This is a genomic window from Stutzerimonas stutzeri, from assembly GCF_002890915.1.
Taxonomy (GTDB): domain Bacteria; phylum Pseudomonadota; class Gammaproteobacteria; order Pseudomonadales; family Pseudomonadaceae; genus Stutzerimonas; species Stutzerimonas stutzeri_AF.
Genome location: NZ_POUT01000005.1, coordinates 97,681 through 120,150, shown reverse-complemented (window position 1 = coordinate 120,150; position 22,470 = coordinate 97,681). Strand labels below are relative to the sequence as shown.

The following is a 22,470-nucleotide window of genomic DNA, read 5'->3' as shown; positions in this document are numbered from 1 at the left end:
GTCCCATGGATATCACAGAACTGCTGGCCTTCAGCGCCAAGCAGGGTGCGTCGGACCTGCACCTTTCCTCCGGCCTGCCGCCGATGATTCGCGTCGACGGCGACGTGCGGCGGATCAATCTGCCGGCCATGGACCACAAGCAGGTGCATGCGCTGATCTACGACATCATGAACGACAAGCAGCGCAAGGATTACGAGGAATTCCTCGAGACCGACTTCTCCTTCGAGGTGCCGGGCGTCGCGCGTTTCCGGGTCAACGCCTTCAACCAGAACCGTGGCGCCGGCGCAGTGTTCCGGACCATTCCCTCCAAGGTGCTGACCATGGAGGACCTCGGCATGGGCGAGGTCTTCCGCAAGATCACCGACGTGCCGCGCGGCCTGGTGCTGGTCACCGGACCGACCGGTTCGGGCAAGTCGACCACCCTGGCGGCGATGCTCGACTACCTGAACAACACCAAGTACCACCATATCCTCACCATCGAGGACCCGATCGAATTCGTCCACGAGTCGAAGAAGTGCCTGGTCAACCAGCGCGAGGTGCACCGCGACACCCTCGGCTTCTCCGAGGCGCTGCGCTCGGCCCTGCGCGAGGACCCGGACATCATCCTGGTCGGCGAGATGCGCGACCTGGAAACCATCCGCCTGGCGCTGACCGCCGCGGAAACCGGGCACCTGGTGTTCGGCACCCTGCACACCACCTCCGCCGCCAAGACCATCGACCGGGTGGTCGACGTGTTCCCGGCCGAGGAGAAATCCATGGTCCGCTCGATGCTCTCCGAATCGTTGCAGGCGGTGATCTCGCAGACCCTGCTGAAGAAGACCGGTGGCGGCCGGGTGGCGGCCCACGAGATCATGATCGGCACCCCGGCGATCCGTAACCTGATCCGCGAGGACAAGGTGGCGCAGATGTATTCCTCGATCCAGACCGGCGGCTCGCTGGGCATGCAGACCCTCGACATGTGCCTCAAGGGGCTGCTGGCCAAGGGCCTGATCAGCCGCGACAGTGCGCGGGAAAAGGCCAAGCAGCCCGAGAATTTCTAACACGCCTGACAACCCCGGACGCCGCCCGGCGCGGCGCTTGCCACGACTGCGAGTACGACGATGGAATTCGAGAAACTTCTGCGCCTGATGGTGGAAAAGGGCGGCTCCGATCTGTTCATCACGGCCGGGGTGCCGCCGTCGATGAAGGTCAACGGCAAGATCATGCCGGTGAGCAAGACCGCGATGTCGCCGGAGATGACCCGCGAGACCGTGCACGGCGTGATGAACGAGCAGCAGCGCCGCGAGTTCGCCGAGAACCACGAGTGCAACTTCGCCATCAGCGCGCGCGGCATCGGCCGCTTCCGCGTCAGCGCCTTCTACCAGCGCAACCTGGCCGGCATGGTGTTGCGGCGTATCGAGACCAACATCCCGACCATCGAGGAACTCAAGCTGCCGGACATCCTCAAGAAGCTGTCGATGACCAAGCGCGGCCTGGTGCTGTTCGTCGGCGCCACCGGCACCGGCAAGTCGACCTCGCTGGCGTCGATGATCGGCTACCGCAACAAGAACTCCAGCGGGCACATCATCTCCATCGAGGACCCGATCGAGTTCATCCACCAGCACCAGAACTGCATCGTCACCCAGCGCGAGGTGGGCATTGACACCAGCTCCTTCGAGGTGGCGCTGAAGAATACCCTGCGCCAGGCGCCGGATGTGATCCTCATCGGCGAGATCCGCACCCGCGAAACCATGGACTACGCCGTGGCGTTCGCCGAGACCGGCCACCTGTGCCTGGCCACCCTGCACGCCAACAACGCCAACCAGGCGCTGGACCGCATCATCAACTTCTTCCCGGCCGACCGGCAGAACCAGGTGTGGATGGACCTGTCGCTCAACCTCAAGGCCATCGTCGCCCAGCAGCTGGTGCCGACGCCCGACGGCAAGGGCCGCCGCGCGGTGATCGAGGTGCTGATCAACACGCCGCTGGCGGCCGACCTGATCCGCAAGGGCGAGGTGCACGAACTCAAGTCGCTGATGAAGCGCTCCACCGAGCAGGGCATGCAGACCTTCGACCAGGCGCTGTACAACCTCTACGTACAGGGCGAGATCACCTACGAGGACGCGCTGCTGCACGCCGACTCGGCCAACGACCTGCGCCTGCTGATCAAGCTGGGTTCGGAAACCGACGGCGAGCACCTGACCAGCGTGTCGCAGGGCCTGAGCCTGGAAGTCAGCGACGAGGACCCGGGGCGGAGCTTCCGCTAGGGACTGTTGATAGCGTTGTAGGAGCGGGCCATGCCCGCGAAAAAAAGCAGCCGTACCGATGTGCGGGCTCTGTTCGCAGGCATGGCCTGCTCCTACAAGGGCGGGCCAGATGCTGCAAGCTCGTATCGGTGCTGGCGGTCGATGCTTCAGATACGCGACAGAGGACTTAGTGCGAAACGTCAATAGCTTCTAGGGGCCGATGTTTCACGGCAAAAATGCGCTAACGTCACCCCATTCATACCGTCGTGGAGGCACGCATGCAGCAGGACACCCATAGCAAAGTCATCGGCTACCTTCTGTGGATCTTCGGTTTCCTCGGCTCGCACCGCTTCTATTACGGCAAGCCGGTGACCGGCACCATCTGGTTCTTCACCCTCGGCCTGTTCTTCATCGGCTGGATCATCGACCTGTTCCTGATCCCGTCGATGGATCGCGAGGCCGACCTGCGCTTCACCGCCGGGCGCATCGACTACAACGTCGCCTGGATCCTGCTGACCTTCCTCGGCGTGTTCGGCGTGCACCGCATGTACCAGGGCAAGTGGATCACCGGGATCATCTACCTGTTCACCGGCGGGCTGTTCTTCCTCGGTGTGCTCTATGACTTCTGGACGCTGAACACGCAAATCTCCATCCGCAACAGCGAACGCGGCTGAGTCCGGCACGGGGCCTGGCGGGTTGTGCCTGGCTTTCCAGCAGTGGACAAGGCTGCGCCGTTATCCACCCTGCGCGCCTGCGCTTGCGTGGGCAGGTGAGGGTGTCGGGTTCATGTCCGCAGTGCGCTCGAACGCTTGCCTGTCCGATGCCCTCAAGCCGTGGTAGCGCGTAGGGTGGATAACGCCACGTGTGGCTTATCCACCGCAGGCACGGGCGGCGGGCCGCCTGAAGCCTTCTTCACGCCTCGTAACTGATCCGCCCGTCGACGAGGGTGTAGCGCACCGCGCCGGGCAGGCAGTGGCCCATGAACGGGCAGTTGCGGCCCTTGGAGAACCAGCGTTCGCCGGCCAGGGTCGAGCCCAGCGGATCGAACAGCACCAGGTCCGCCGGCAGGCCGGCCTGCAGCTGGCCGGTGGGCAGCTGCAGTGCCGCGGCCGGGCCGCTGGAGAGGCGCGCCAGCAGTGTCGGCAGGTCGAGCAGACCGTCCTGGACCAGCGTCAGTGCCAGCGGCAGGAGGATTTCCGCGCTGCTGATACCCGGTTCGGTCTCGCCGAACGGCGCCAGCTTGGCATCGGCCTCGTGGGGCTGGTGATGGCTGGAAATGGCCGAGATCACTCCGCTTTTCACTGCTTCGCGCAGGCCCTCACGGTCGGCGGCGCTGCGCAGTGGCGGCTGCACGTGATAGAGGCTGGAGAAACCATGCAGCGCCTCGTCGGTGAGAATCAGCTGGTACATCGCCACGTCGGCGCTGACCGGCAGGCCGCGGGCCTGGGCCTGGGCGATCATCTCGGCGCCGCGCGCGCTGCTCAGCTGGCTGAAATGTGCGCGTACGCCGGACTGTTCGACCAGCAGCAGGTTGCGCGCCAGCGCCACGGTTTCCGCGGTTTCGGGAATGCCGGCCAGGCCGAGGAAGCTGGCGGCCGGGCCTTCGTGGGCGAGCCCGCCTTCGGCCAGGCCGCTGTCCTGCGAGTGGAAGATCACGGTGAGATCGAAGCTGGCCGCATATTCCAGCGCGCGGCGCAGGTTGCGGTTGCTGGCGAAGTCGGCCAGGCCGTTGCCGAAGGCGACGCAGCCGGCCTCGCGCAGTGCGACCAGTTCGGAAAGCTGCTCGCCGGCCAGGTTGCGGGTCAGCGCGCCGATCGGGAAGACCTTGGCGTGGCCGGACTCGCGTGCGCGGTCGAGGATCAGCTCGGTGACGGCCGCGGTGTCCAGCACCGGGCGCGTCTGTGGCGGGCAGCACAGGCTGGTGATGCCGCCGGCCGCGGCGGCCAGGGTTTCGCTGGCGATCGTGCCCTTGCGGCTGTAGCCGGGCTCGCGCAGGGCCACGGCCAGGTCCACCAGCCCGGGGGCGGCGACCAGGCCCTGGGCATCGAGGGTGCGCTGGGCATCGAAGCCGGCCGGTGCCTGGCCGATCGCGGCGATCCGGCCGCCTTCCAGGAAGATGTCGGCGATGGCGTCGCGTCCGCTGGCGGGGTCGATAACGCGGGCGCCGAGGATTCGGGTTGCCACCATTATTGCTGCTCCTCGGATACGGATTCGGAATCGATCTGGCGCTGCGCGGCCTGGCCGCTCATCGCCATGGACAGCACCGCCATGCGGATGGCGATGCCGTAGGTGACCTGGTTGAGGATCACCGACTGCGGGCCATCGGCCACCGCCGACTCGATTTCCACGCCGCGGTTGATCGGCCCGGGATGCATGACGATGGCGTCGGGCTTGGCCAGTGCCAGGCGCTGGGTGGTCAGGCCGTAGAGCTTGTAGAACTCGCCCTCGCTGGGCAGCAGCCCGCCCTGCATGCGCTCGCGCTGCAGGCGCAGCATGATCACCACGTCGACGCCGCGCAGGCCTTCGTCCATATCGTTGAACACGCGCACGCCGTATTGCTCGAGGCCTTCGGGCAGCAGGGTCTTCGGCCCGATCACGCGGATGTCCGGACAGCCCAGGGTCTTGAGCGCCAGCATGTTCGAGCGCGCCACCCGCGAATGCAGGATGTCGCCGACGATGGCCACCGCGAGATTCTCGAAGCCGCCCTTGTGGCGACGGATGGTGAGCATGTCGAGCATGCCCTGCGTCGGGTGGGCATGGCGGCCGTCGCCGCCGTTGATCACCGCCACGTCGGGGCAGACGTGCTCGGCGATGAAGTGCGCGGCGCCGGAGTCGGCGTGGCGCACCACGAACATGTCCGCCGCCATGGCTTCGAGGTTGCGCAGGGTATCGGTGAGCGTCTCGCCCTTGCTGGTCGAGGAGGTCGAGACGTTCAGCGTGATGACGTCGGCCGACAGGCGCTGGGCCGCCAGTTCGAAGGTGGTGCGGGTGCGCGTGGAGTTCTCGAAGAACACGTTGCAGACGGTCTTGCCACGCAGCAGCGGGACTTTCTTCACCGCGCGCGCGCCGACTTCGAGGAAGGAGTCGGCGGTGTCGAGGATCTCGGTGAGCAGCTCGCGGGGCAGGCCGTCGAGGGAAAGGAAATGGCGCAGCTGGCCGTTGTCGTTCAGCTGTAGCGGGCGCTTGGCGTCGGTGGGCGTCATCGCAGAATCTCGGTGGCGGGAGATGGACGGGTTGATGGGGCTGGGCTGGGGCTAACCGGCGCCCAGCAGCTGCGGTTCGAGCGCCAGCGGGGCGGGGCCGAGCAATTTAATCCGCTGCTCGGGCGCCAGCGACAGCGTGGCACCGACCACGTCGGGGCGGATCGGCAGTTCGCGGGCGTTGAGGTCGAGCAGGCAGACCAGCGTCACGCTGGCCGGGCGGCCGTAGTCGAAGAGCTCGTTGAGCGCGGCGCGGATGGTGCGGCCGGTCATCAGCACGTCGTCGATCAGGATCAGGTGCTGGCCTTCGATCTCGAACGGCAGCTCCGAGGGTTGGACCTGCGGGTGCAGGCCCTTGCGGGTGAAGTCGTCGCGGTAGAAGGACACGTCGAGGATGCCCAGCGCTTCGTTGCCGCCGCGCGCCGCGAGCAGCGCCTGGGCGACCCAGACACCGCCGGTGCGGATGCCGATGAAGCGCGGTTCCTGGATGTCGCGCTCGCTCAGGTGCTGCTGCAGTGCTGCGGCCATCTCTGGCAACAGCTGCTCGGGATTGGGCAGGTTCATGGGGTCTCCTTCAGGTCCGGATCAGGCTGGCGCGTGGTCGCTCAGCCAGCCCTCCAGTAATAAGGCGGCGGCCAGTGCATCGACCGGGCGTTCGCGATAGCCGCCATGCTGGCCCTGGCGCAGACGCGCGCCCTTGGCCTCGAAGGTGGTCAGGCGTTCGTCGTGGGTATGTACCGGCAGGTTGAAGCGGCCGTTGAGTCGGCGGGCGAATTTTTCCGCGCGGGCGCTCATCTCGCTCGGGCTGCCATCCATGTTCAGTGGCAGTCCGACCACCAGCGCATCGGGTTGCCATTCGCGCAGCAGCGCTTCGACCTGCTGCCAGTCCGGCACGCCATTCTGCGCCTTGAGCACGCACAGCTCGCGGGCCTGGCCGGTGACGACCTGGCCGACGGCCACGCCGATCTGCTTGGTGCCGTAGTCGAAGCCGAGCAGCAGACGAGGCCCACTCATGCGTGGCCGACCTGGGTGCTGAGCAGGCGCAGGTCGATGCCCAGGGATGCGGCGGCGGCATCCAGGCGCTGCTCGTGCGGCAGGTCGAAGAGGATGTCCGGGCGCGCCGGGCAGCTCAGCCAGGTATTGTCGGCCAGTTCGGCTTCGAGCTGGCCGGCTTCCCAGCCGGCGTAGCCGAGTGCGACGAAATAGCGCTCGGGGCCCTGGCCATCGGCGATGGCGAACAGCACGTCCTGAGAGGTGGACATGCCCAGCGGGCCGAGCGAAAGGGTCGCCTGGAACTGCTGGTCGGCCGGGTGCAGGACGAAGCCGCGATCGGTCTGCACCGGGCCGCCGGAGAAGATCGGCAGGCTCTGGCAGGGCGCGGGTACCGGCTCGTCCGGGCGCAACTGCTCGAGGATGTCGGCCAGGCTCAGGCCGCTCGGGCGATTGACGACCAGGCCCATGGCGCCTTCCGGCCCGTGCTCGATCAGGTAGACCAGGGCCTGGGCAAAGTTCGGATCGGCCATCTGTGGCATGGCGATCAGAAAGTGATGCTTGAGGTAGCTGGGCGCGGTGTTTTTCATGCGCGTTAGCTTAAGCGTTGCACTGCTTTCCGGCTACAGCTGCGACGCTTCGTCCGGGGCCCGAATCAGCGGCTCGACAGCCTGTCGCCGCGCTCGAAACGCCAGGTGCGGATGATCTCCACCTGGTCGAACTTCTGCGCCAGCTCGCCGGTGAACGGCGCGAAGGGCGCGGCCAGGCGCACGATGCGCAACGCGGCTTCGTCCAGCACGGCCTGCCCGGAGGATTCGATGACGCGCAGTTCGTGCACCGTGCCGTCGCTCTTGATCGTCACCAGCATGCGCAGGCTACCGTAGATCCGCTGGCGGCGGGCCTCGTCCGGGTAGTTGAGATTGCCGATGCGCTCGACCTTCTTGCGCCATTCGTCGCGGTACCAGGCGCTGATGTCGCGCATGGTGGCGGCGCTGTTCTGCCGGCTGACCCGTGGTCGTTTGGCGTAGCGTTCGACCTCCTGTGCCAGTTCCGCCTCCAGGCTGGCGATCTCGGCGCTCAGCTGCGAACTGTCGAACGCCGGGGCCGGCTGCGGCTTGGGTTGCGGTTGCGCCTGCTGCTTGACCTCGGTCTTGTCCGGCTGCGGGCTGCGCGTGGCAACGGCGGTCTTGGCCGGTTCCGGACGCGTACTGCGCGGCGGCGTGGCGGGCGGGGTGACCTTGCGCACCTCGGTGTCCTGGAACGGCGCCTGCTCGGTGGTCTTCGGCGAGGCCTTGTGCTCGAGGGTGCCGCTGCCCTGCTGGTTGTCCTGGGCGAGGAAGTCGGCTTCCTTCGGCTTTTCCTCGCTCTTGAAGGTCGAGAGGGTGATCTCCAGCGTCTTGCTGACCTGTTTCGGTTCGGCCAGGGTGAAACCCAGGCCGAGGATCAGCGCCAGGTGCAACGCGGCGGCCAGGAACAGGGTGAAGCCGAGCCTGTCCGCCGGGCGGACTCGGGTGATTTCAGGCGCGGGATGGCGGGTAACTGCGTTCATCGCATACAGGGTCGGCTCGGAGTGCCGCGCAGTCTGCCGGCTTTGAGCGCGAAGCCGCAAGCTTGGCGCTCAAAGCTGTTAGCTGGTTCAAGCTTGCAGCTTGGCGGCGATGGCTTCCATCAGTCGCTCGCCGATGCGGGTGTCGAAGGCGTTGTCGATTTCGCGGATGCAAGTCGGGCTGGTGATGTTGATTTCGGTGAGGTAGTCGCCGATCACGTCCAGGCCGACGAACAGCAGGCCGCGCTTGCGCAGCTCGGGGCCGACGATGGCGGCGATCTGGCGATCGCGGTCCGACAGCGGCTGCGCGACCCCGCGGCCGCCGGCGGCCAGGTTGCCGCGGGTTTCGCCGGCCGCCGGAATCCGCGCCAGGCAATAGGGTACCGGCTCGCCGTCGATCATCAGGATGCGCTTGTCGCCATCCTTGATCGCCGGGATGTAGCGCTGCGCCATGATCTGCCGGCTGCCGTGCTCGGTGAGCACCTCGAGGATGACCGAGAGGTTCGGGTCGCCCTCGCGGTGGCGGAAGATCGAGGCGCCGCCCATTTCGTCCAGGGGTTTGAGAATGATGTCACGCTGCTCGCGGGCGAACTCGCGCAGAATGTCTGACCGCCGGCTGACCAGCGTCGGGGGCGTGCACTGCGGAAATTGCGTGGCGAAGAACTTCTCGTTGCAGTCGCGCAGGCTCTGCGGGCGATTGACCACCAGCGTCCCGGCCTTCTCCGCCAGCTCGAGCAGATAGGTCGCGTAGACGTATTCGCTGTTGAAGGGCGGGTCCTTGCGCATGAGGATCACGTCCAGATCGGCGAGGGCGGCGTCGAACTCCTCGTCCGCCTCGAACCAGTGCTGCGGATCGTTGAACACCCTGAGCGGCCGCATGCGGGCGCGGGCCTGGTCGCCGAACTGATAGAGGTCGCGCTGCTCCATGTAGAACAGCGTCCAGCCGCGGGCCTGGGCGGCCAGCAGCATGGCCAGCGAGCTGTCCTTCTTGAAGGCGATCTGCGCGATAGGGTCCATGATGATCCCGACGCGAACGGTCATGAGTTGTTCTCCGCAAGTGGGGCAGCAGAGGCTGCCAAATGGCTGAAATGTCGCTGCAGATTGGCGGCGGTTGTGCACTGGGTCAAGGAAAATCCCGCTGCTTTTGCGGTTGATAGCATGGGCTTGAGGAGTGTGCTAAAAAGGTCCCGCGATTGGGTGCAGCCCATCGATGGCAGGGCCTGCGGCGCACTGACATAACGATAAACTACGACTCACCGAGGCGATGGTAGGGCGAAATGGAACAGCACTCCGAGGGCTTGAAGGTCATGGTGATCGACGACTCGAAAACGATTCGTCGCACCGCTGAAACCCTGCTGAAGAAAGTAGGTTGCGATGTCATCACCGCAGTGGACGGTTTCGATGCGCTCGCCAAGATAGCGGACACTCATCCCCGCATAATCTTCGTCGATATTATGATGCCGAGGCTGGATGGTTATCAGACCTGCGCCCTGATCAAGAACAACAGTTCCTTCAAGTCGACGCCGGTGATCATGCTGTCCTCCAAGGATGGCCTGTTCGACAAGGCGAAAGGGCGTATCGTCGGCTCCGACCAATACCTCACCAAACCGTTCAGCAAAGAAGAGCTGCTCGGTGCGATCAAGGCGCACGTGCCGGATTTCGCACCGGTGGAGCAAGCATCCTGAAGTTCGGCATAGTGTGCCGCTGAAGCCTTCCTATGGAGAAAACATGGCTCGCGTTCTGATTGTTGATGATTCGCCGACCGAAATGTACAAGCTCACCGCCATGCTGGAGAAGCACGGTCACGTGGTGCTCAAGGCCGAGAATGGCGCCGATGGCGTCGCCCTGGCCCGCCAGGAGAAACCGGACGCGGTGCTGATGGATATCGTCATGCCGGGTCTGAATGGCTTCCAGGCCACCCGCCAGCTGACCAAAGATGCGGAAACCAGTCACATTCCGGTGATCATCGTCACCACCAAGGACCAGGAAACCGATAAGGTCTGGGGCAAGCGTCAGGGCGCCAAGGATTACCTGACCAAGCCGGTGGACGAGGCGACGTTGCTGAAAACCCTGAATGCCGTTCTGGCAGGCTGACGCCGGGGTAACCCAAACTCGGACAAAGGGACATGGCCAGCATGGCTGACATGCAAACGCCGTTTCAGCGATTGCTGGAGCTGGACAACCGTTGCCGCGCACTCGCGGCAGGCCTGCCTTCTCGGCAGGAAGCCGTACAGACCTGGGGAGGGATCGGTTTTCGCATGGGGGGGCGGCTGTTCGTCGCGCCGATGGGGGAGGTTGGCGAGATTCTGCACGAGCCTCGCTACACCCTGCTGCCTGGCGTCAAGAGCTGGGTCAAGGGTGTCGCCAACGTGCGTGGCAGGCTGCTGCCGGTGATGGATCTTTGCGGCTATTTCGGCCTGGAGCTGTCGCCGTTGCGCAAGCAGCGGCGGGTGCTGGTGGTCGATCACCAGGAAGTGTTCGCGGGCCTGACCGTCGACGAGGTCTTCGGCATGCAACATTTCCCGGTGGAGACCTTCTCGGAGCAGTTGCCTCCGATCGAGGCGTCGATCCAGCCGTTCATTCATGGTGTGTTCCAGCGCGAGCAACCCTGGCTGGTCTTCAGCCCGCACGCGCTGGCTACGCATCAGGCGTTTCTGGACGTCGCTTTTTGAGTTGTAGGTGGGGTCGACCGAGGTCGGCCTTTTGGTTCTTGGATGGAAGCGCACGGAGGTCCAGGCGGGGGCCGGATAATGAAAAGAATGAATGCAAATGCTTTGTTGAGCGGTGTACGCAGCACGACGCTGACCACCGGTCTGTTCATCGTGCTGATCGTTTCGATCGTGCTGCTGTTCGCGAACTTCGCGTACGTCAACACGCAAGCGGACCACGATAACGAGTACATCGCTCACGCGGGAGAGCTGCGCGTTCTGTCCCAGCAGATCGCCAAGGACGCCGTGGAAGCGGCGGCGGGTACCCAGGAGGCATTCGCCTCGCTGAAGCAGGCCCGCAACGAATTCAACCAGCGCTGGGGTTATCTCGCGCAGGGTAACGAGAGCATCGGCCTGCCGGCCGTGCCCGAGTCGCTGAGCACCGAGGTCAACGCGGTGGAGCAGGACTGGAACACCCTGCGTCGCGACACCGACGCCATTCTCGCCAGCGAGCAGACCGTTCTCTCGCTGCATCAGGTGGCCAGCACCCTGGCCGAAACCATTCCGCAGCTGCAGGTCGAGTACGAGGAAGTCGTCGACATCCTGCTCGAGAGTGGCGCCCCGGCGGCCCAGGTCTCGGTGGCCCAGCGTCAATCGCTGCTGGCCGAACGTATTCTCGGCTCGGTGAACAAGGTGCTGTCCGGCGATCAGGACTCGGTACAGGCCGCGGACATGTTCGGTCGCGATGCCAGCCTGTTCGGCCGCGTATTGAACGCGATGATCGAGGGCAACGTGGCGATGGGCATCACCGCGGTATCCGACGCGGAAGCGCGGGACCGGCTGGCCGAGATCGCCGAGCTGTTCCAGTTCGTCTCCGGCTCGGTGGACGAGATTCTCGAAACGTCGCCGGAGCTGTTCCAGGTCCGCGAATCGGCCAACAGCATCTTCGAGGTTTCGCAGACGCTGCTGGACAAGACCTCCGCCCTGTCGCAAGGCCTGCAGAACCGCGCGGACGCCCGCTATCTCAATACCATCCTCGGCTACGTGCTGGGCGCGCTGGCATTGGCCTCGATCATCCTGATCGGCCTGGTCATGGTTCAGGAGGCGCGTCGCCGCCTGAGCGAGACCGCCGAGAAGAACGAACGCAACCAGGCCGCGATTCTGCGTCTGCTCGACGAAATCGGCGACCTCGCCGACGGTGACCTGACCGTGGCCGCGACGGTGACCGAGGACTTCACCGGTGCGATCGCCGACTCGATCAACTACTCCATCGACCAGCTGCGCGAACTGGTTGCCACCATTAACCAGACCGCCGTCCAGGTATCGGGTGCCGCCCAGGAAACCCAGGCGACCGCCATGCACCTCGCCGAGGCATCCGAGCACCAGGCGCAGGAAATCGCCGGCGCTTCGGCGGCGATCAACGAGATGGCCGTCTCCATTGACCAGGTATCGGCCAACGCCGCGGAATCGTCGGCGGTAGCGGAGCGCTCGGTAGCCATTGCCAACAAGGGCAACGAGGTGGTGCACAACACCATTACCGGCATGGACAACATCCGCGAGCAGATCCAGGACACCTCCAAGCGGATCAAGCGTCTCGGCGAATCGTCCCAGGAGATCGGTGACATCGTCAGCCTGATCAACGACATTGCCGACCAGACCAACATCCTCGCCCTCAACGCGGCGATCCAGGCCTCCATGGCCGGTGACGCGGGTCGCGGCTTCGCGGTGGTAGCGGACGAAGTACAGCGCCTGGCGGAACGTTCCTCGGCGGCGACCAAGCAGATCGAGGCACTGGTCAAGACCATTCAGACCGACACCAACGAGGCGGTGATCTCCATGGAGCAGACCACCTCGGAAGTGGTGCGTGGGGCGCGTCTGGCCCAGGACGCCGGTGTGGCGCTGGAAGAGATCGAGAAGGTATCCAAGACACTCGCGGCGCTGATCCAGAACATCTCCAACGCGGCGCGCCAGCAGGCGTCGTCCGCCGGCCACATCTCCAACACGATGAACGTGATTCAGGAGATCACCTCGCAGACTTCCTCGGGTACCACCGCTACCGCCAAGAGCATCGGTAACCTGGCGAAGATGGCCAACGAGATGCGCCATTCCGTTTCCGGCTTTACCCTGCCGGATGCTCAGGATCAGGCCTGACTTGACGAGCGCGGCAGTCGCTGAAGGCTGCCGCCGATGATCATGCGCGAGGGGCAGGGCATGCAGCCGAGGTTTGACTGGGCATTGGAGCCCTTGGCCGATATGTCGCCGGCGGAATTCCATGACTGGCAGGCGCTTCTCGAAGAGCGCTCCGGCATGGTGGTCAGCGAGCGCAGGCGCACGTTTCTGCAGACCAATCTGAGCGCGCGCATGCGTGAAGTCGGGGTGCGCGATTACGCTAGCTACTATCGTCAGGTTACCTCCGGCCCGCGCGGGGCGGTGGAATGGTCGACGCTGATGGACCGACTGACCGTGCAGGAGACGCGTTTCTACCGCCATCCGGCATCCTTCGAACTGCTCGAAGGCTACCTGCGCCAGCGCCTCGAACAGGGCGCGCTGGAGCGCCCCTGGGCGCTGTGGAGCGTGGGCTGCTCGAGTGGCGAGGAGACCTACTCGCTGGCCATCACCGCCGCCGAGGTGTTGCGCGATGGCGAGGCTGCCGGCCGCTTCGGCGTCACCGGTACCGACATCAGCCTCAGCGCCCTGGAAAAGTCGCGCGCGGCGGTCTATGGCGCGCGCCGGCTGGAACAGGTGGCGACGGGCTTGCGCGAGCGCTATTTCCAGCCGCTGCTGCCCGATCGCTTTCAAGTCTTGCCCAGCCTGGCCGCACGCGTGTGCTTCGCCAGGCTCAACGTGCTGGAGCTGGCGAATGCGCCGCTTTCCGGCATGGACGTCATTTTCTGTCAGAACCTGTTGATCTACTTCCGCCGCTGGCGTCGCCGCGAAATCCTCAACCGCCTGGCCGAGCGCCTGGCGCCGGGAGGTCTGCTGGTGATCGGGGTCGGTGAAGTGGCTGGTTGGCAGCATCCGGAGCTGTTGCCGGTGGCCAACGATCAGGTTCTGGCCTTTACCCGGAAAAGTTTATGAGCGGAGTCGCTATGGGTGATCGGCATGATTATGTCGCCCTGGAGTGGGTGAAAGGCGAGATTGCCGAAACGCTTAAGCAGGCGCGTCAGGCGCTGGAAGCCTTCGTCGAGAATCCGCAGGACTCGACCCGGATGCGCTTCTGCCTGACCTATGTGCATCAGGTCCATGGCACTCTGCAGATGGTCGAGTTCTTCGGTGCGGCACTGCTCGCCGAGGAGATGGAACAGCTGGCACAGGCGCTGCTCGACGAGCGCGTGGCCAACCAGGCCGAGGCGCTCGAGGTGCTGATGCAGGCGATCCTGCAGATGCCGGTCTATCTGGACCGCATCCAGAGCGCGCGCCGCGACCTGCCGATGGTGGTGCTGCCGCTGCTCAACGACCTGCGGGCCGCCCGTGGCGAGAAGCTGCTTTCGGAAACCAGCCTGTTCTCGCCCGACCTGTCCGGGCGCACCCCGGCATTGCCGAGCGAGTCGGTCGAGCGCCTGCGTACCGAGGGCTTGCCGGTGCTGCTGCGCAAGCTGCGGCAGATGCTGCAGGTCGCCCTGGTGGGGGTGATCCGCAACCAGGAGCTGCCGACCAACCTGGGCTACATGGCCCGCGTCTTCGCCCGTCTGGAGATGCTCTGCAAGGACGCGCCGCTGGGCGCCTTGTGGCAGATCGCCTCGGGCATGGTCGAGGGCCTGGCCAGTGGTGGTGTGGCCAACGGCACCTCGGTGCGCACGTTGTTGCGCCAGGTGGACAAGCAGCTCAAGCGACTGGTCGAACAGGGCGCCGATGGCCTCAATCAGGCCGCGCCCGACGAGCTGATCAAGAACCTGCTGTTCTATGTCGCCAAGGCCCCGGGGCAGACGCCGCGCATCCAGGCATTGAAGGCTCACTACCGGCTCGATGACGCGCTGCCCGACAGCGCCGTGGTCGATCAGGAGCGCGCCCAGCTGGCGGGACCCGACCGTGGCGCGATGCGCTCGGTGGTGGCCGCGCTGTGCGAGGAACTGGTTCGGGTCAAGGACAGTCTCGACCTGTTCGTGCGCAGCGATCGCAAGGTCATCACCGATCTGGCCGGCCTGGAAGTGCCGCTCAAGCAGATCGCCGATACCCTGGCGGTGCTCGGCTTCGCGCAACCGCGCAAGATCGTGCTCGACCAGATCGCCCTGGTCCAGGCACTGGCCCAGGGGCGGCGCGAGCCCGACGACGCCGTGCTGATGGATATCGCCGGGGCGCTTTTGTATGTCGAGGCGACGCTGGCCGGCATGGTCGGCGGGCCAGCCGAGGAGCGCAACGAAGACAGCCACCTGCCGACCACCGATGTGGCGCAGATCCACCAGCTGGTGATCCGTGAGGCGCGCACCGCTCTGGAGCAGGCCAAGGACGCGATCATCGAATTCATCGCCTCGCAATGGAATCACGAGCACCTGGCCCGGGTGCCGGAACTGCTCACCCAGGCCCGCGGCGGTCTCGCCATGATCCCGCTGGAGCGTGCTGCGGCATTGCTCGGCGCGTGTAACGGCTACATCCAGGAACAGCTGCTGGCGCACCAGGCCGTGCCCGACTGGCAGAGCCTGGATACGCTCGCCGATGCGATCACCAGCGTCGAGTATTACCTCGAACGCCTGAGCGAGGACTGCGGTACTCAGGGCGACCTGATCCTCGACGTCGCCGAGGAGAGCCTGCAGAACCTCGGCTATTCCCTGCGCGATGCGCAGCTGGCGCCAGCGATGCAGCCCTTGGCCGCTGCCGGGCTCGACGATCCGCTGGAAGAGATCGAGGTATTGCCCGAAGAGCTGGAGCCTGAGCCGAGCGGCGAGGCGTTCGAGTCAGCCGCCGCCAGCGAAGCGGAGCCGGCGTTTTACGCCGAGCCGGAAATGCCGTTCGAAGCGGCGGCTTTTCCGGTCGATGCCCAACCGGCGACTGACCTGGCCGGCGAGTCGTTCGAGGAAGAGATCGTTTTCAGCCTGCCCGAGGAGCCGCAGGCCGAGCGGCCAGGCATCGCCGAAGCTGCCGCGCCGGCTGAGCCCGACGAGCCGGCGCTGGCTGACTGGAGCGAGGCGCAGTTCGCCGAGCTCGAGCTGCCGGAAGTCACCCTGCCAGCCTTCGCCGAGCCGGAGCCCACGCAGCCTGCAGACGCCGAGCCGACGATCAGCCTGGAACAGGTCATGGCCGCCCCGGTTGCGGCGATCAACCCGCCGGCCCAGGACGTCCCGCCGAGCCTGTTGCCGCCGCCTGCCGACGAGGAGCCGGTCGACGAAGACCTGCTGGATGTCTTCATCGAGGAAGCCGCCGAGGTTCTGGAAACCATTGCCGAGCACCTGCCCGCCTGGGTCGCGAACCCCGAGGACAAGGACGCGCTGGGCGAGGTACGCCGCGCCTTCCATACGCTCAAGGGCAGCGGCCGGATGGTGCGGGCACTGATCATCGGCGAGCTGGCCTGGTCCATCGAGAACCTGCTCAACCGCGTGCTGGATCGCAGCATCGAGCCCGCCGAGCCGGTCAAGCAGGTGGTGAAGGATGTCGTCGCGCTGATGCCGGAGCTGGTCGAGGAATTCGCCGCCAAGGCCCAGCGCCAGCGCGATGACGTCGACCGCCTGGCCGCGATGGCACATGCCTTGGCCAAGGGACAGCCGATCCAACCGCCGCCGGCCGGCACAGTGCCGTCCAAACCCGAGCAGCCTGGCGCCGGTGCGGCGGCGTCCGACGAGAATGCGCTGGACCCGCAACTGCTGGAGATCTTTCGCAACGAGGCCGAAGCACACCTGAGCACGCTGGTCAGCTTCCTCGCCGATTGCGCGCAGCGCCTGCCGCAGCCGGTGACCGACGCCCTGCAGCGCGCCCTGCATACGCTCAAGGGTAGCGCGCACATGGCCGGCATCCTGCCGATGGCGGAGATCGCGATGCCGCTGGAGAAGATGGTCAAGGAGTTCAAGACCAACCTGATCCAGATGGACCTGGCCGAAGCCGAGCTGCTGCACGATGCCGAACAACTGCTGCGCCAGGGCCTGGCCAATCTCGAGCATGAGCCGCTGGCGCCGATCGAGGGGGCGGCCGCATTTCTCGAGCGGGTACATGCCCTGCATCAGGCCCGGCTGGCCGAGGCCGGCGCACGCAAGGAAAACGAGACCGGCGAGACGCGCGATCCGAGCATGATCGCCCTGTTCCTCTCCGAGGGAATGGACATCCTGCTGGATGCCGAGAACCTGCTGCGCAGCTGGCGCGAACACCCTGCCGAGCGTCAGGAGCTCTCCGCGTTGCTGCAGGAGCTGACCACGCTCGGCCAGGGCGCGCGAATGGCCGATCTGCCGCAGATGGACGCACTCTGCCAGGTGTTGCTGCGGCTGTATGCGGTGGTCGAGGAGGGGCGCCTGGCGGTCAGCGAGCGCTTCTTCGATGACGTCCAGCAGGGCCATGAGGCGCTGGTCGGCATGATGGACCAGGTGGCCGCGGCGCTGCAGGTCAGCGAGCAGGCGGAACTGGTCGCTCGGCTGGAGGCATTGCTCGATGAGGCGGTCGATCCGCTGGCGCTCGAGCAAGAGACGCTGGAAGAACTGCAACCGGCTGCCGTCGAGGCTCCCTTGCCGATGGCAGGCTCCTTGGCCGAAGCCGAAGCCGAAGCCGAAGCCGAAGCCGAAGCCTGGCCTGCCGCCGATGTCCCCGCTGCCATCGATGACGACGAAGAGGATCTCGACCAGGAAATGGTGGAAATCTTCCTCGACGAGGCCGTCGACCTGATGGAAAGCGCGGGGCATGCACTGGACCGTTGGCTGGCCGATCCGGCCAACCAACTGGCGCTCTCGTCGCTGCTACGCGACCTGCATACCCTCAAGGGTGGCGCGCGGATGGCCGGCATCCGACCGATCGGCGATCTGGCGCACGAGCTGGAGTCGCTCTACGAGGGGCTGTCCGACGGCCGCTATACGCATTCCGCACCGCTGGCTGCGTTGCTGCAGCGCAGTCACGATCATCTGGCGCTGCAGCTCGAACAGTTGCAGCGCCAGCAACCGATGACCAGCGCCGGCGAGTTGATCGCATCGATGCGCGCCTTCCGCCAGGGCGTCATGCCGACGTTCGACACCGTCGACATGGGGCGAGCCGAAGACGCCGCAGTGCCCGAAACCAGCGAGCCGGACGCGGCCGGGATCGCGGATGCTCCGGCCGAAGCCGAAGCCGAAGCCGAAGCCGAAGCCGAACTCGATGAGCCGCTGCCGGAGTTCGACTCCTTTGAACTTTCGGCGATCGATTTCGACGAGGTGGCGCCCGAAAAAAAAACGATGGACGACCAACCGCTGGTGATTGACCTTGCGCCGGCGCCCGCCGAAGCCGAGCCGCCGTCGGCGGATGGCCCGACCGGGCCGCAGGCGGTGCCGGACGAGCGCGATGCCGAACTGGTGGAAATCTTCCTCGAGGAAGGTTTCGACCTCATCGAAAGTGCCGCGGGCGGTTTGCAGCGCTGGATGGCCGATGTCGACAACAGCCTCGAGCTCGAGGCGCTGCAACGCGACCTGCACACCCTCAAGGGTGGTGCGCGCATGGCCGACATCCGCGAGATCGGCGACCTGGCCCATGAACTGGAGTATCTCTACGAAGGGCTGTGCGCCGGCAACTATCGCGCCAGCCCCGAGCTGTTCGGCCTGCTGCAGGCGTGTCAGGATCGCCTGGCCGAAATGCTCGAGGCCGTGCGCGACCAGCGGGCCGTGCCCGCCGGTGATGGCCTGATCGAAACCATCCGGCGCTTTCGCAGCAACCCCGATGAACAGCTGAGCATGCCCAGCAGCGTTTCGCTGAAGGCGGCCCAGGACGACGCCCAGCCGGCTGCCGAGGCGGAGATCCTCGACATCTTCGTCGAGGAGGCGGATGACCTGCTGGAGGAAATGGAGTCGGCCCTCGGGCGCTGGGATGCCGTGCGTGACGATGCCGCGCCGCTGGGTGACATGCTGCGCGTCCTGCATACCCTCAAGGGCGGTGCGCGGCTGGCCGGGCAGAGCGCCCTGGGCAACCTGGCGCACGATCTGGAACAGCGCCTGAGCGAGGCGCAGCTGCAAGGCGCGCCCTGGCCGGACAGCCTGTTCCTCGACATACAGCAGGGTTACGACGCGCTGCTCAAGGACGTCGAACAGCTGCGGGCGAGCCTCGCCGTGGACGGCGCCGATGAACCCGTGCCGGCGCCTGCCGAGCCGGAGCCGGCGCGTCCGAGCGCGCCGCCGGCGCTGCAGCAGCCGATCGTCGCGGTCAGCACCCAGTCCGCGCCGACCAGTACGCCGGCCAAGGTACTGCCGTTCATCCGCCGGGCACAGCAGGCCGCTCAGGAGGCCGCCGCGCGGCGCGCACCGCAGGAACTGGTCAAGGTCCCGGCGGAATTGCTCGAAGGGCTGGTCAACCTCGCCGGCGAGACCTCGATCTTCCGGGGCCGCGTGGAACAACAGGTGAGCGACGTCGGCTTCACCCTCGGCGAGATGGAAGCCACCATCGAGCGTGTACGCGATCAGTTGCGCCGGCTGGATACCGAGACCCAGGCGCAGATCCTCAGCCGCTACCAGGCCGAAGCCGAGCGGGCCGGCTACGACGACTTCGATCCGCTGGAAATGGACCGCCACTCGCAATTGCAGCAGCTGTCGCGGGCGCTGTTCGAGTCGGCTTCCGACTTGCTCGACCTGAAGGAAACCCTGGCGGCGCGCAACCGTGACGCCGAAACCCTGCTGCTGCAGCAGGCTCGGGTCAACACCGAGCTGCAGGAGGGCCTCATGCGCACGCGCATGGTGCCGTTCGAACGGCTGGTGCCGCGGCTGCGGCGGATCGTTCGGCAGGTCGCCGGCGAGCTGGGCAAGCAGGTCGAGTTCCTCGTCGGCAATGCCACCGGCGAGATGGACCGCAGCGTGCTGGAGCGCATCGTCGCGCCGCTGGAGCATATGCTGCGCAACGCGGTGGATCACGGCATCGAGTCGGTGGAGCGCCGCCGCGCCGCCGGCAAGCCCGAACAGGGGCGCATCCGCCTGGATCTGGCGCGCGAGGGTGGCGATATCGTCCTGACCCTGGCCGATGACGGTGCCGGTATCAACTTCGACGCGGTACGCCGCAAGGCGATCGAGCGCGGGCTGATGACCGCCGATAGCGATCTCACCGAGCACGAGATCCTGCAGTTCATCCTCGAGGCCGGCTTCTCCACCGCCGAGCGGGTCACGCAGATCTCCGGCCGTGGCGTCGGCATGGACGTGGTGCACTCGGAGGTCAAGCAGCTCGGCGGCTCGATGAGCATCGAGTCGACGCTGGGCCAGGGCACCCGCTTCCTGATCCGCCTGCCGTTCACCGTGTCGGTCAACCGCGCGCTGATGGTCTATTCCGGCGAGGACCTCTATGCGATCCCGCTGAACACCATCGAAGGCATCGTGCGGGTCTCGCCCTACGAGCTGGAAGCCTACTACCAGCCCGGCGCGCCGCGCTTCGAATATGCCGGGCAGGCCTACGAGCTGCGCTACCTGGGCGAGCTGCTGAACAACGGGCAGAAGCCCAAGCTGGTCGGGCAGAGCCTGCCGCTGCCGGTGATCCTGGTGCGCTCGAAGGAGCACAGCGTCGCGGTGCAGGTCGACAGCCTGGCCGGCTCGCGGGAAATCGTGGTGAAGAGCCTCGGCCCGCAGTTCGCCGGAGTCCACGGCATTTCCGGCGCGACCATCCTCGGTGACGGGCGCGTGGTGGTGATTCTCGACCTGCTGGCGACCATCCGCGTGCTCCATGCGCACCTGCTGACGCAAATGCAGCAGCCGCGCCTGCTCGACCAGGCGCCGGAGGCCGTCGAGGTGGAGAGCGAGCGGCCGACGCTGGTCATGGTGGTGGACGACTCGGTTACCGTACGCAAGGTCACCAGCCGCCTGCTGGAACGCAACGGCATGAACGTGCTGACCGCCAAGGACGGGGTCGACGCCATTACCCAGCTGCAGGAGCGCAAGCCGGACGTCATGCTGCTGGATATCGAGATGCCGCGCATGGACGGCTTCGAAGTGGCCACTCTGGTACGCCACGACGAGCGCCTCAAGGACCTGCCGATCATCATGATCACCTCGCGTACCGGCGAGAAGCACCGCGATCGGGCGCTGGGCATCGGCGTCAACGAATACCTCGGCAAGCCGTACCAGGAGTCGCTGCTGCTCGAGACCATTCAACGGCTGGTCAAGAGCGATGACTGAAGCCATGGCCGCTCGCATCGCGGTCCTCGCCGACACCTCGCTGCAGCGCCATGTGTTGCAGCAGGCGTTGAGCGCCAATGGCTACCAGGTCGTGCTGAACAATGACCCGGGGCGCCTGGAACCGGCGGACCTGGACGGCACCGAGGCCGACCTCTGGCTGGTCGACCTGGCGCAGACCGAGGATTCGCCGCTGGTCGATGCCTTGCTCGAGCGCGACCGCACGCTGGTGCTGTTCGGCGAGGGGCACGCGCCCGAACGCAACTCGGAGCATTATCCGCGCTGGGAGCGGCGCCTGTTCGGCAAGCTCAAGCGGCTGGTCGGCGATTCCACCCATGCGGTGGGGCCCCGTCTCGAAGTGCTGAAGGGCGAGGCACAGCGCCCCGCCCGGCTGGAATTGCCGCGGGCGCTGGCCGGCAGCGAATCGCAAGCCGGTGCGCCCGCGGCCCAGGTCTGGCTGCTGGCCGCCTCGCTGGGGGGGCCGGAAGCGGTCAAGGCTTTTCTCGATGCCTTGCCCGGGGGGCTGCCGCTGGGTTTCATCTATGCCCAGCATATCGAGGCCAGCTTCGAGTCGGCCTTGTCCCAGGCGGTCGGGCGGCACAGCCAGTGGCAGGTCCGGCAGGTGGGTACGGACGAGCCGGTGCGTTGTGGCGAGGTGATCATCGCGCCGATCGGCGAGGAACTCTGTTTCGCCCCCGATGGCAGCCTGCGGCTCAGCGGTCGCTGCTGGCCGGAGCCCTACAGCCCCTCGATCGATCAGATGATGCTCAACCTGGCCCAGCAGTTCGGCGAGCGCTGCGGCGTCATCGCATTCAGCGGCATGGGCAGCGACGGTAGCGCTGCCGCCGCCTACGTCCTGCGCCAGGGCGGACGGGTCTGGACCCAGCGCGCCGATTCCTGCGCCTGTTCCAGCATGCCCGACACCCTGCGCGAAGGGGGCTACAGCTCGTTCAGCGGTAGCCCGCGCGAGCTGGCGCAGGCCCTGGTCATTCATCTCGCGAAGCAGGCCGCTCCGGTCGCCGCGCTCCTCGAACAGGATATTTCATGAGCCAATCGGTTGTTTCCCAGGATAGCCAGAGCAGTCTCACCGGGTTGCTGGTGCCCCTGTCCGATCGCACCCTGCTGCTGCCCAACGTGGCGGTGGCCGAGCTGATTCCCTACCGCGCGCCGCAGGCGGCGCAGGGGGCGCCGGCATGGCTGCTCGGCCAGGTGCAGTGGCGCGACCTGAGCCTGCCGCTGCTGTCCTTCGAGGCGGCTTCCAGCGGTCAGCCGGTGCCGATCGGCAATGGCGCGCGGGTCGCCGTGCTCAACGCGATCGGCGGCCGCGAGCACGTCAAGTTCATCGCTCTGCTGGTACAGGGGATTCCGCATTCGATCAAGGTCGACGATAGCCTGGCGCGGGCGGAGGCCGAGCTTGCGCCGCTGGAGCTGGACGCGGTGAACCTGGGCGATGTGCAGGCACGGATTCCCGACCTGGTCGGGCTCGAGCAGAAACTGGCGGATGCCGGGCTGATCTGAATCCGCCTGTTGGGGTCATGTGGGTCGGTTGGCGCTGGGGGTGGGGACCGACGTGAAGGCGTTGGGCTTCGTCGCTGCGCTCCTCAGCGGAACGCCGCC

The 22,470-nt window shown here is 66.2% G+C and carries 18 protein-coding genes; 11 read left to right on the top strand and 7 right to left on the bottom strand.

Annotated features, from left to right (window positions below; genetic code table 11):
- The first annotated feature begins 5 nt into the window (after positions 1-5).
- The 3 genes from pilT (at position 6) to CXK94_RS11000 (ending at position 2,899) form a co-directional block, all read left to right on the top strand.
- Positions 6-1,040, top strand: coding sequence for a type IV pilus twitching motility protein PilT (gene pilT / locus CXK94_RS11010; RefSeq protein ID WP_037037982.1), 1,035 nt, complete (start codon positions 6-8; stop codon positions 1,038-1,040).
- Between the two features lie 60 nt (positions 1,041-1,100).
- A complete protein-coding gene (locus CXK94_RS11005; protein ID WP_037037980.1) occupies positions 1,101-2,246 on the top strand; it encodes a PilT/PilU family type 4a pilus ATPase in 1,146 nt (381 codons plus the stop codon).
- A 257-nt stretch (positions 2,247-2,503) separates the two neighbouring features.
- Positions 2,504-2,899 carry an NINE protein gene (locus tag CXK94_RS11000; protein ID WP_102894377.1) on the top strand — a complete coding sequence of 132 codons (396 nt, stop codon included), beginning with the start codon at positions 2,504-2,506 and terminating at the stop codon, positions 2,897-2,899.
- Positions 2,900-3,137: 238 nt separating this feature from the next.
- Here CXK94_RS11000 and CXK94_RS10995 read toward each other — a convergent pair whose 3' ends face one another.
- The 7 genes from CXK94_RS10995 to gshB form a co-directional block, all read right to left on the bottom strand.
- Positions 3,138-4,412 carry a dihydroorotase gene (locus CXK94_RS10995; protein WP_102894376.1) on the bottom strand — a complete coding sequence of 425 codons (1,275 nt, stop codon included), beginning with the start codon at positions 4,410-4,412 and terminating at the stop codon, positions 3,138-3,140.
- A complete protein-coding gene (locus tag CXK94_RS10990; RefSeq protein WP_037037975.1) occupies positions 4,412-5,428 on the bottom strand; it encodes an aspartate carbamoyltransferase catalytic subunit in 1,017 nt (338 codons plus the stop codon). Before CXK94_RS10990 ends, CXK94_RS10995 begins: the two co-directional genes overlap by 1 nt.
- Before the next feature lie 51 nt (positions 5,429-5,479).
- Complete coding sequence (pyrR, locus tag CXK94_RS10985; protein WP_037037974.1) at positions 5,480-5,989, bottom strand: bifunctional pyr operon transcriptional regulator/uracil phosphoribosyltransferase PyrR; 510 nt, start codon at positions 5,987-5,989, stop codon at positions 5,480-5,482.
- 21 nt (positions 5,990-6,010) lie between these two features.
- Positions 6,011-6,439 carry a Holliday junction resolvase RuvX gene (gene ruvX, locus CXK94_RS10980; RefSeq protein ID WP_037037973.1) on the bottom strand — a complete coding sequence of 143 codons (429 nt, stop codon included), beginning with the start codon at positions 6,437-6,439 and terminating at the stop codon, positions 6,011-6,013.
- Positions 6,436-7,005 carry a YqgE/AlgH family protein gene (locus tag CXK94_RS10975; RefSeq protein WP_102894375.1) on the bottom strand — a complete coding sequence of 190 codons (570 nt, stop codon included), beginning with the start codon at positions 7,003-7,005 and terminating at the stop codon, positions 6,436-6,438. The genes ruvX and CXK94_RS10975 overlap by 4 nt, the downstream gene beginning before the upstream one ends.
- A 65-nt stretch (positions 7,006-7,070) precedes the next feature.
- Positions 7,071-7,964, bottom strand: coding sequence for an energy transducer TonB (locus CXK94_RS10970; RefSeq protein WP_037037971.1), 894 nt, complete (start codon positions 7,962-7,964; stop codon positions 7,071-7,073).
- An 87-nt stretch (positions 7,965-8,051) separates the two neighbouring features.
- On the bottom strand, positions 8,052-9,002 hold the full coding sequence (gshB, locus tag CXK94_RS10965; RefSeq protein ID WP_102894374.1) for a glutathione synthase: 951 nt from the start codon (positions 9,000-9,002) through the stop codon (positions 8,052-8,054).
- A 236-nt stretch (positions 9,003-9,238) separates the two neighbouring features.
- Between gshB and pilG the strand changes: the two genes are divergently transcribed.
- From pilG to CXK94_RS10925, 8 genes are all read left to right on the top strand, one after another.
- Complete coding sequence (pilG, locus tag CXK94_RS10960; protein WP_003282729.1) at positions 9,239-9,646, top strand: twitching motility response regulator PilG; 408 nt, start codon at positions 9,239-9,241, stop codon at positions 9,644-9,646.
- Between the two features lie 43 nt (positions 9,647-9,689).
- The gene (gene pilH / locus CXK94_RS10955) at positions 9,690-10,055 is read left to right on the top strand and encodes a twitching motility response regulator PilH (RefSeq protein WP_021206021.1); all 366 of its coding nucleotides are present in this window, start codon (positions 9,690-9,692) and stop codon (positions 10,053-10,055) included.
- A 41-nt stretch (positions 10,056-10,096) separates the two neighbouring features.
- Entirely contained in the window at positions 10,097-10,633 is a 537-nt protein-coding gene (locus CXK94_RS10950; protein ID WP_102894471.1) for a chemotaxis protein CheW, read from the top strand.
- Between the two features lie 78 nt (positions 10,634-10,711).
- Complete coding sequence (locus CXK94_RS10945; protein ID WP_102894373.1) at positions 10,712-12,760, top strand: methyl-accepting chemotaxis protein; 2,049 nt, start codon at positions 10,712-10,714, stop codon at positions 12,758-12,760.
- Between the two features lie 60 nt (positions 12,761-12,820).
- On the top strand, positions 12,821-13,687 hold the full coding sequence (locus CXK94_RS10940; protein ID WP_037038020.1) for a CheR family methyltransferase: 867 nt from the start codon (positions 12,821-12,823) through the stop codon (positions 13,685-13,687).
- Between the two features lie 11 nt (positions 13,688-13,698).
- Positions 13,699-20,856, top strand: a complete 7,158-nt coding sequence (locus CXK94_RS10935; RefSeq protein ID WP_102894372.1) for an Hpt domain-containing protein — start codon at positions 13,699-13,701, stop codon at positions 20,854-20,856.
- Positions 20,849-21,901, top strand: a complete 1,053-nt coding sequence (locus CXK94_RS10930; RefSeq protein ID WP_102894371.1) for a chemotaxis protein CheB — start codon at positions 20,849-20,851, stop codon at positions 21,899-21,901. The genes CXK94_RS10935 and CXK94_RS10930 overlap by 8 nt, the downstream gene beginning before the upstream one ends.
- Positions 21,898-22,371, top strand: a complete 474-nt coding sequence (locus CXK94_RS10925; RefSeq protein WP_102894370.1) for a chemotaxis protein CheW — start codon at positions 21,898-21,900, stop codon at positions 22,369-22,371. The genes CXK94_RS10930 and CXK94_RS10925 overlap by 4 nt, the downstream gene beginning before the upstream one ends.
- The last annotated feature ends 99 nt before the right edge of the window (positions 22,372-22,470 follow it).

What these genes read in the sequence shown, in the direction of transcription:
- CXK94_RS10975 (WP_102894375.1), bottom strand. Translation starts at nt 7,005, where the DNA reads ATGAAAAACACCGCGCCCAGCTACCTCAAGCATCACTTTCTGATCGCC.
- CXK94_RS11000 (WP_102894377.1), top strand. Translation starts at nt 2,504, where the DNA reads ATGCAGCAGGACACCCATAGCAAAGTCATCGGCTACCTTCTGTGGATC.
- CXK94_RS10940 (WP_037038020.1), top strand. Translation starts at nt 12,821, where the DNA reads ATGCAGCCGAGGTTTGACTGGGCATTGGAGCCCTTGGCCGATATGTCG.
- pilG (WP_003282729.1), top strand. Translation starts at nt 9,239, where the DNA reads ATGGAACAGCACTCCGAGGGCTTGAAGGTCATGGTGATCGACGACTCG.
- CXK94_RS10950 (WP_102894471.1), top strand. Translation starts at nt 10,097, where the DNA reads ATGGCTGACATGCAAACGCCGTTTCAGCGATTGCTGGAGCTGGACAAC.
- CXK94_RS10945 (WP_102894373.1), top strand. Translation starts at nt 10,712, where the DNA reads ATGAAAAGAATGAATGCAAATGCTTTGTTGAGCGGTGTACGCAGCACG.
- pilT (WP_037037982.1), top strand. Translation starts at nt 6, where the DNA reads ATGGATATCACAGAACTGCTGGCCTTCAGCGCCAAGCAGGGTGCGTCG.
- ruvX (WP_037037973.1), bottom strand. Translation starts at nt 6,439, where the DNA reads ATGAGTGGGCCTCGTCTGCTGCTCGGCTTCGACTACGGCACCAAGCAG.
- gshB (WP_102894374.1), bottom strand. Translation starts at nt 9,002, where the DNA reads ATGACCGTTCGCGTCGGGATCATCATGGACCCTATCGCGCAGATCGCC.
- CXK94_RS10995 (WP_102894376.1), bottom strand. Translation starts at nt 4,412, where the DNA reads ATGGTGGCAACCCGAATCCTCGGCGCCCGCGTTATCGACCCCGCCAGC.
- pyrR (WP_037037974.1), bottom strand. Translation starts at nt 5,989, where the DNA reads ATGAACCTGCCCAATCCCGAGCAGCTGTTGCCAGAGATGGCCGCAGCA.
- CXK94_RS10930 (WP_102894371.1), top strand. Translation starts at nt 20,849, where the DNA reads ATGACTGAAGCCATGGCCGCTCGCATCGCGGTCCTCGCCGACACCTCG.
- CXK94_RS10970 (WP_037037971.1), bottom strand. Translation starts at nt 7,964, where the DNA reads ATGAACGCAGTTACCCGCCATCCCGCGCCTGAAATCACCCGAGTCCGC.
- CXK94_RS10990 (WP_037037975.1), bottom strand. Translation starts at nt 5,428, where the DNA reads ATGACGCCCACCGACGCCAAGCGCCCGCTACAGCTGAACGACAACGGC.
- pilH (WP_021206021.1), top strand. Translation starts at nt 9,690, where the DNA reads ATGGCTCGCGTTCTGATTGTTGATGATTCGCCGACCGAAATGTACAAG.
- CXK94_RS10935 (WP_102894372.1), top strand. Translation starts at nt 13,699, where the DNA reads ATGGGTGATCGGCATGATTATGTCGCCCTGGAGTGGGTGAAAGGCGAG.
- CXK94_RS11005 (WP_037037980.1), top strand. Translation starts at nt 1,101, where the DNA reads ATGGAATTCGAGAAACTTCTGCGCCTGATGGTGGAAAAGGGCGGCTCC.
- CXK94_RS10925 (WP_102894370.1), top strand. Translation starts at nt 21,898, where the DNA reads ATGAGCCAATCGGTTGTTTCCCAGGATAGCCAGAGCAGTCTCACCGGG.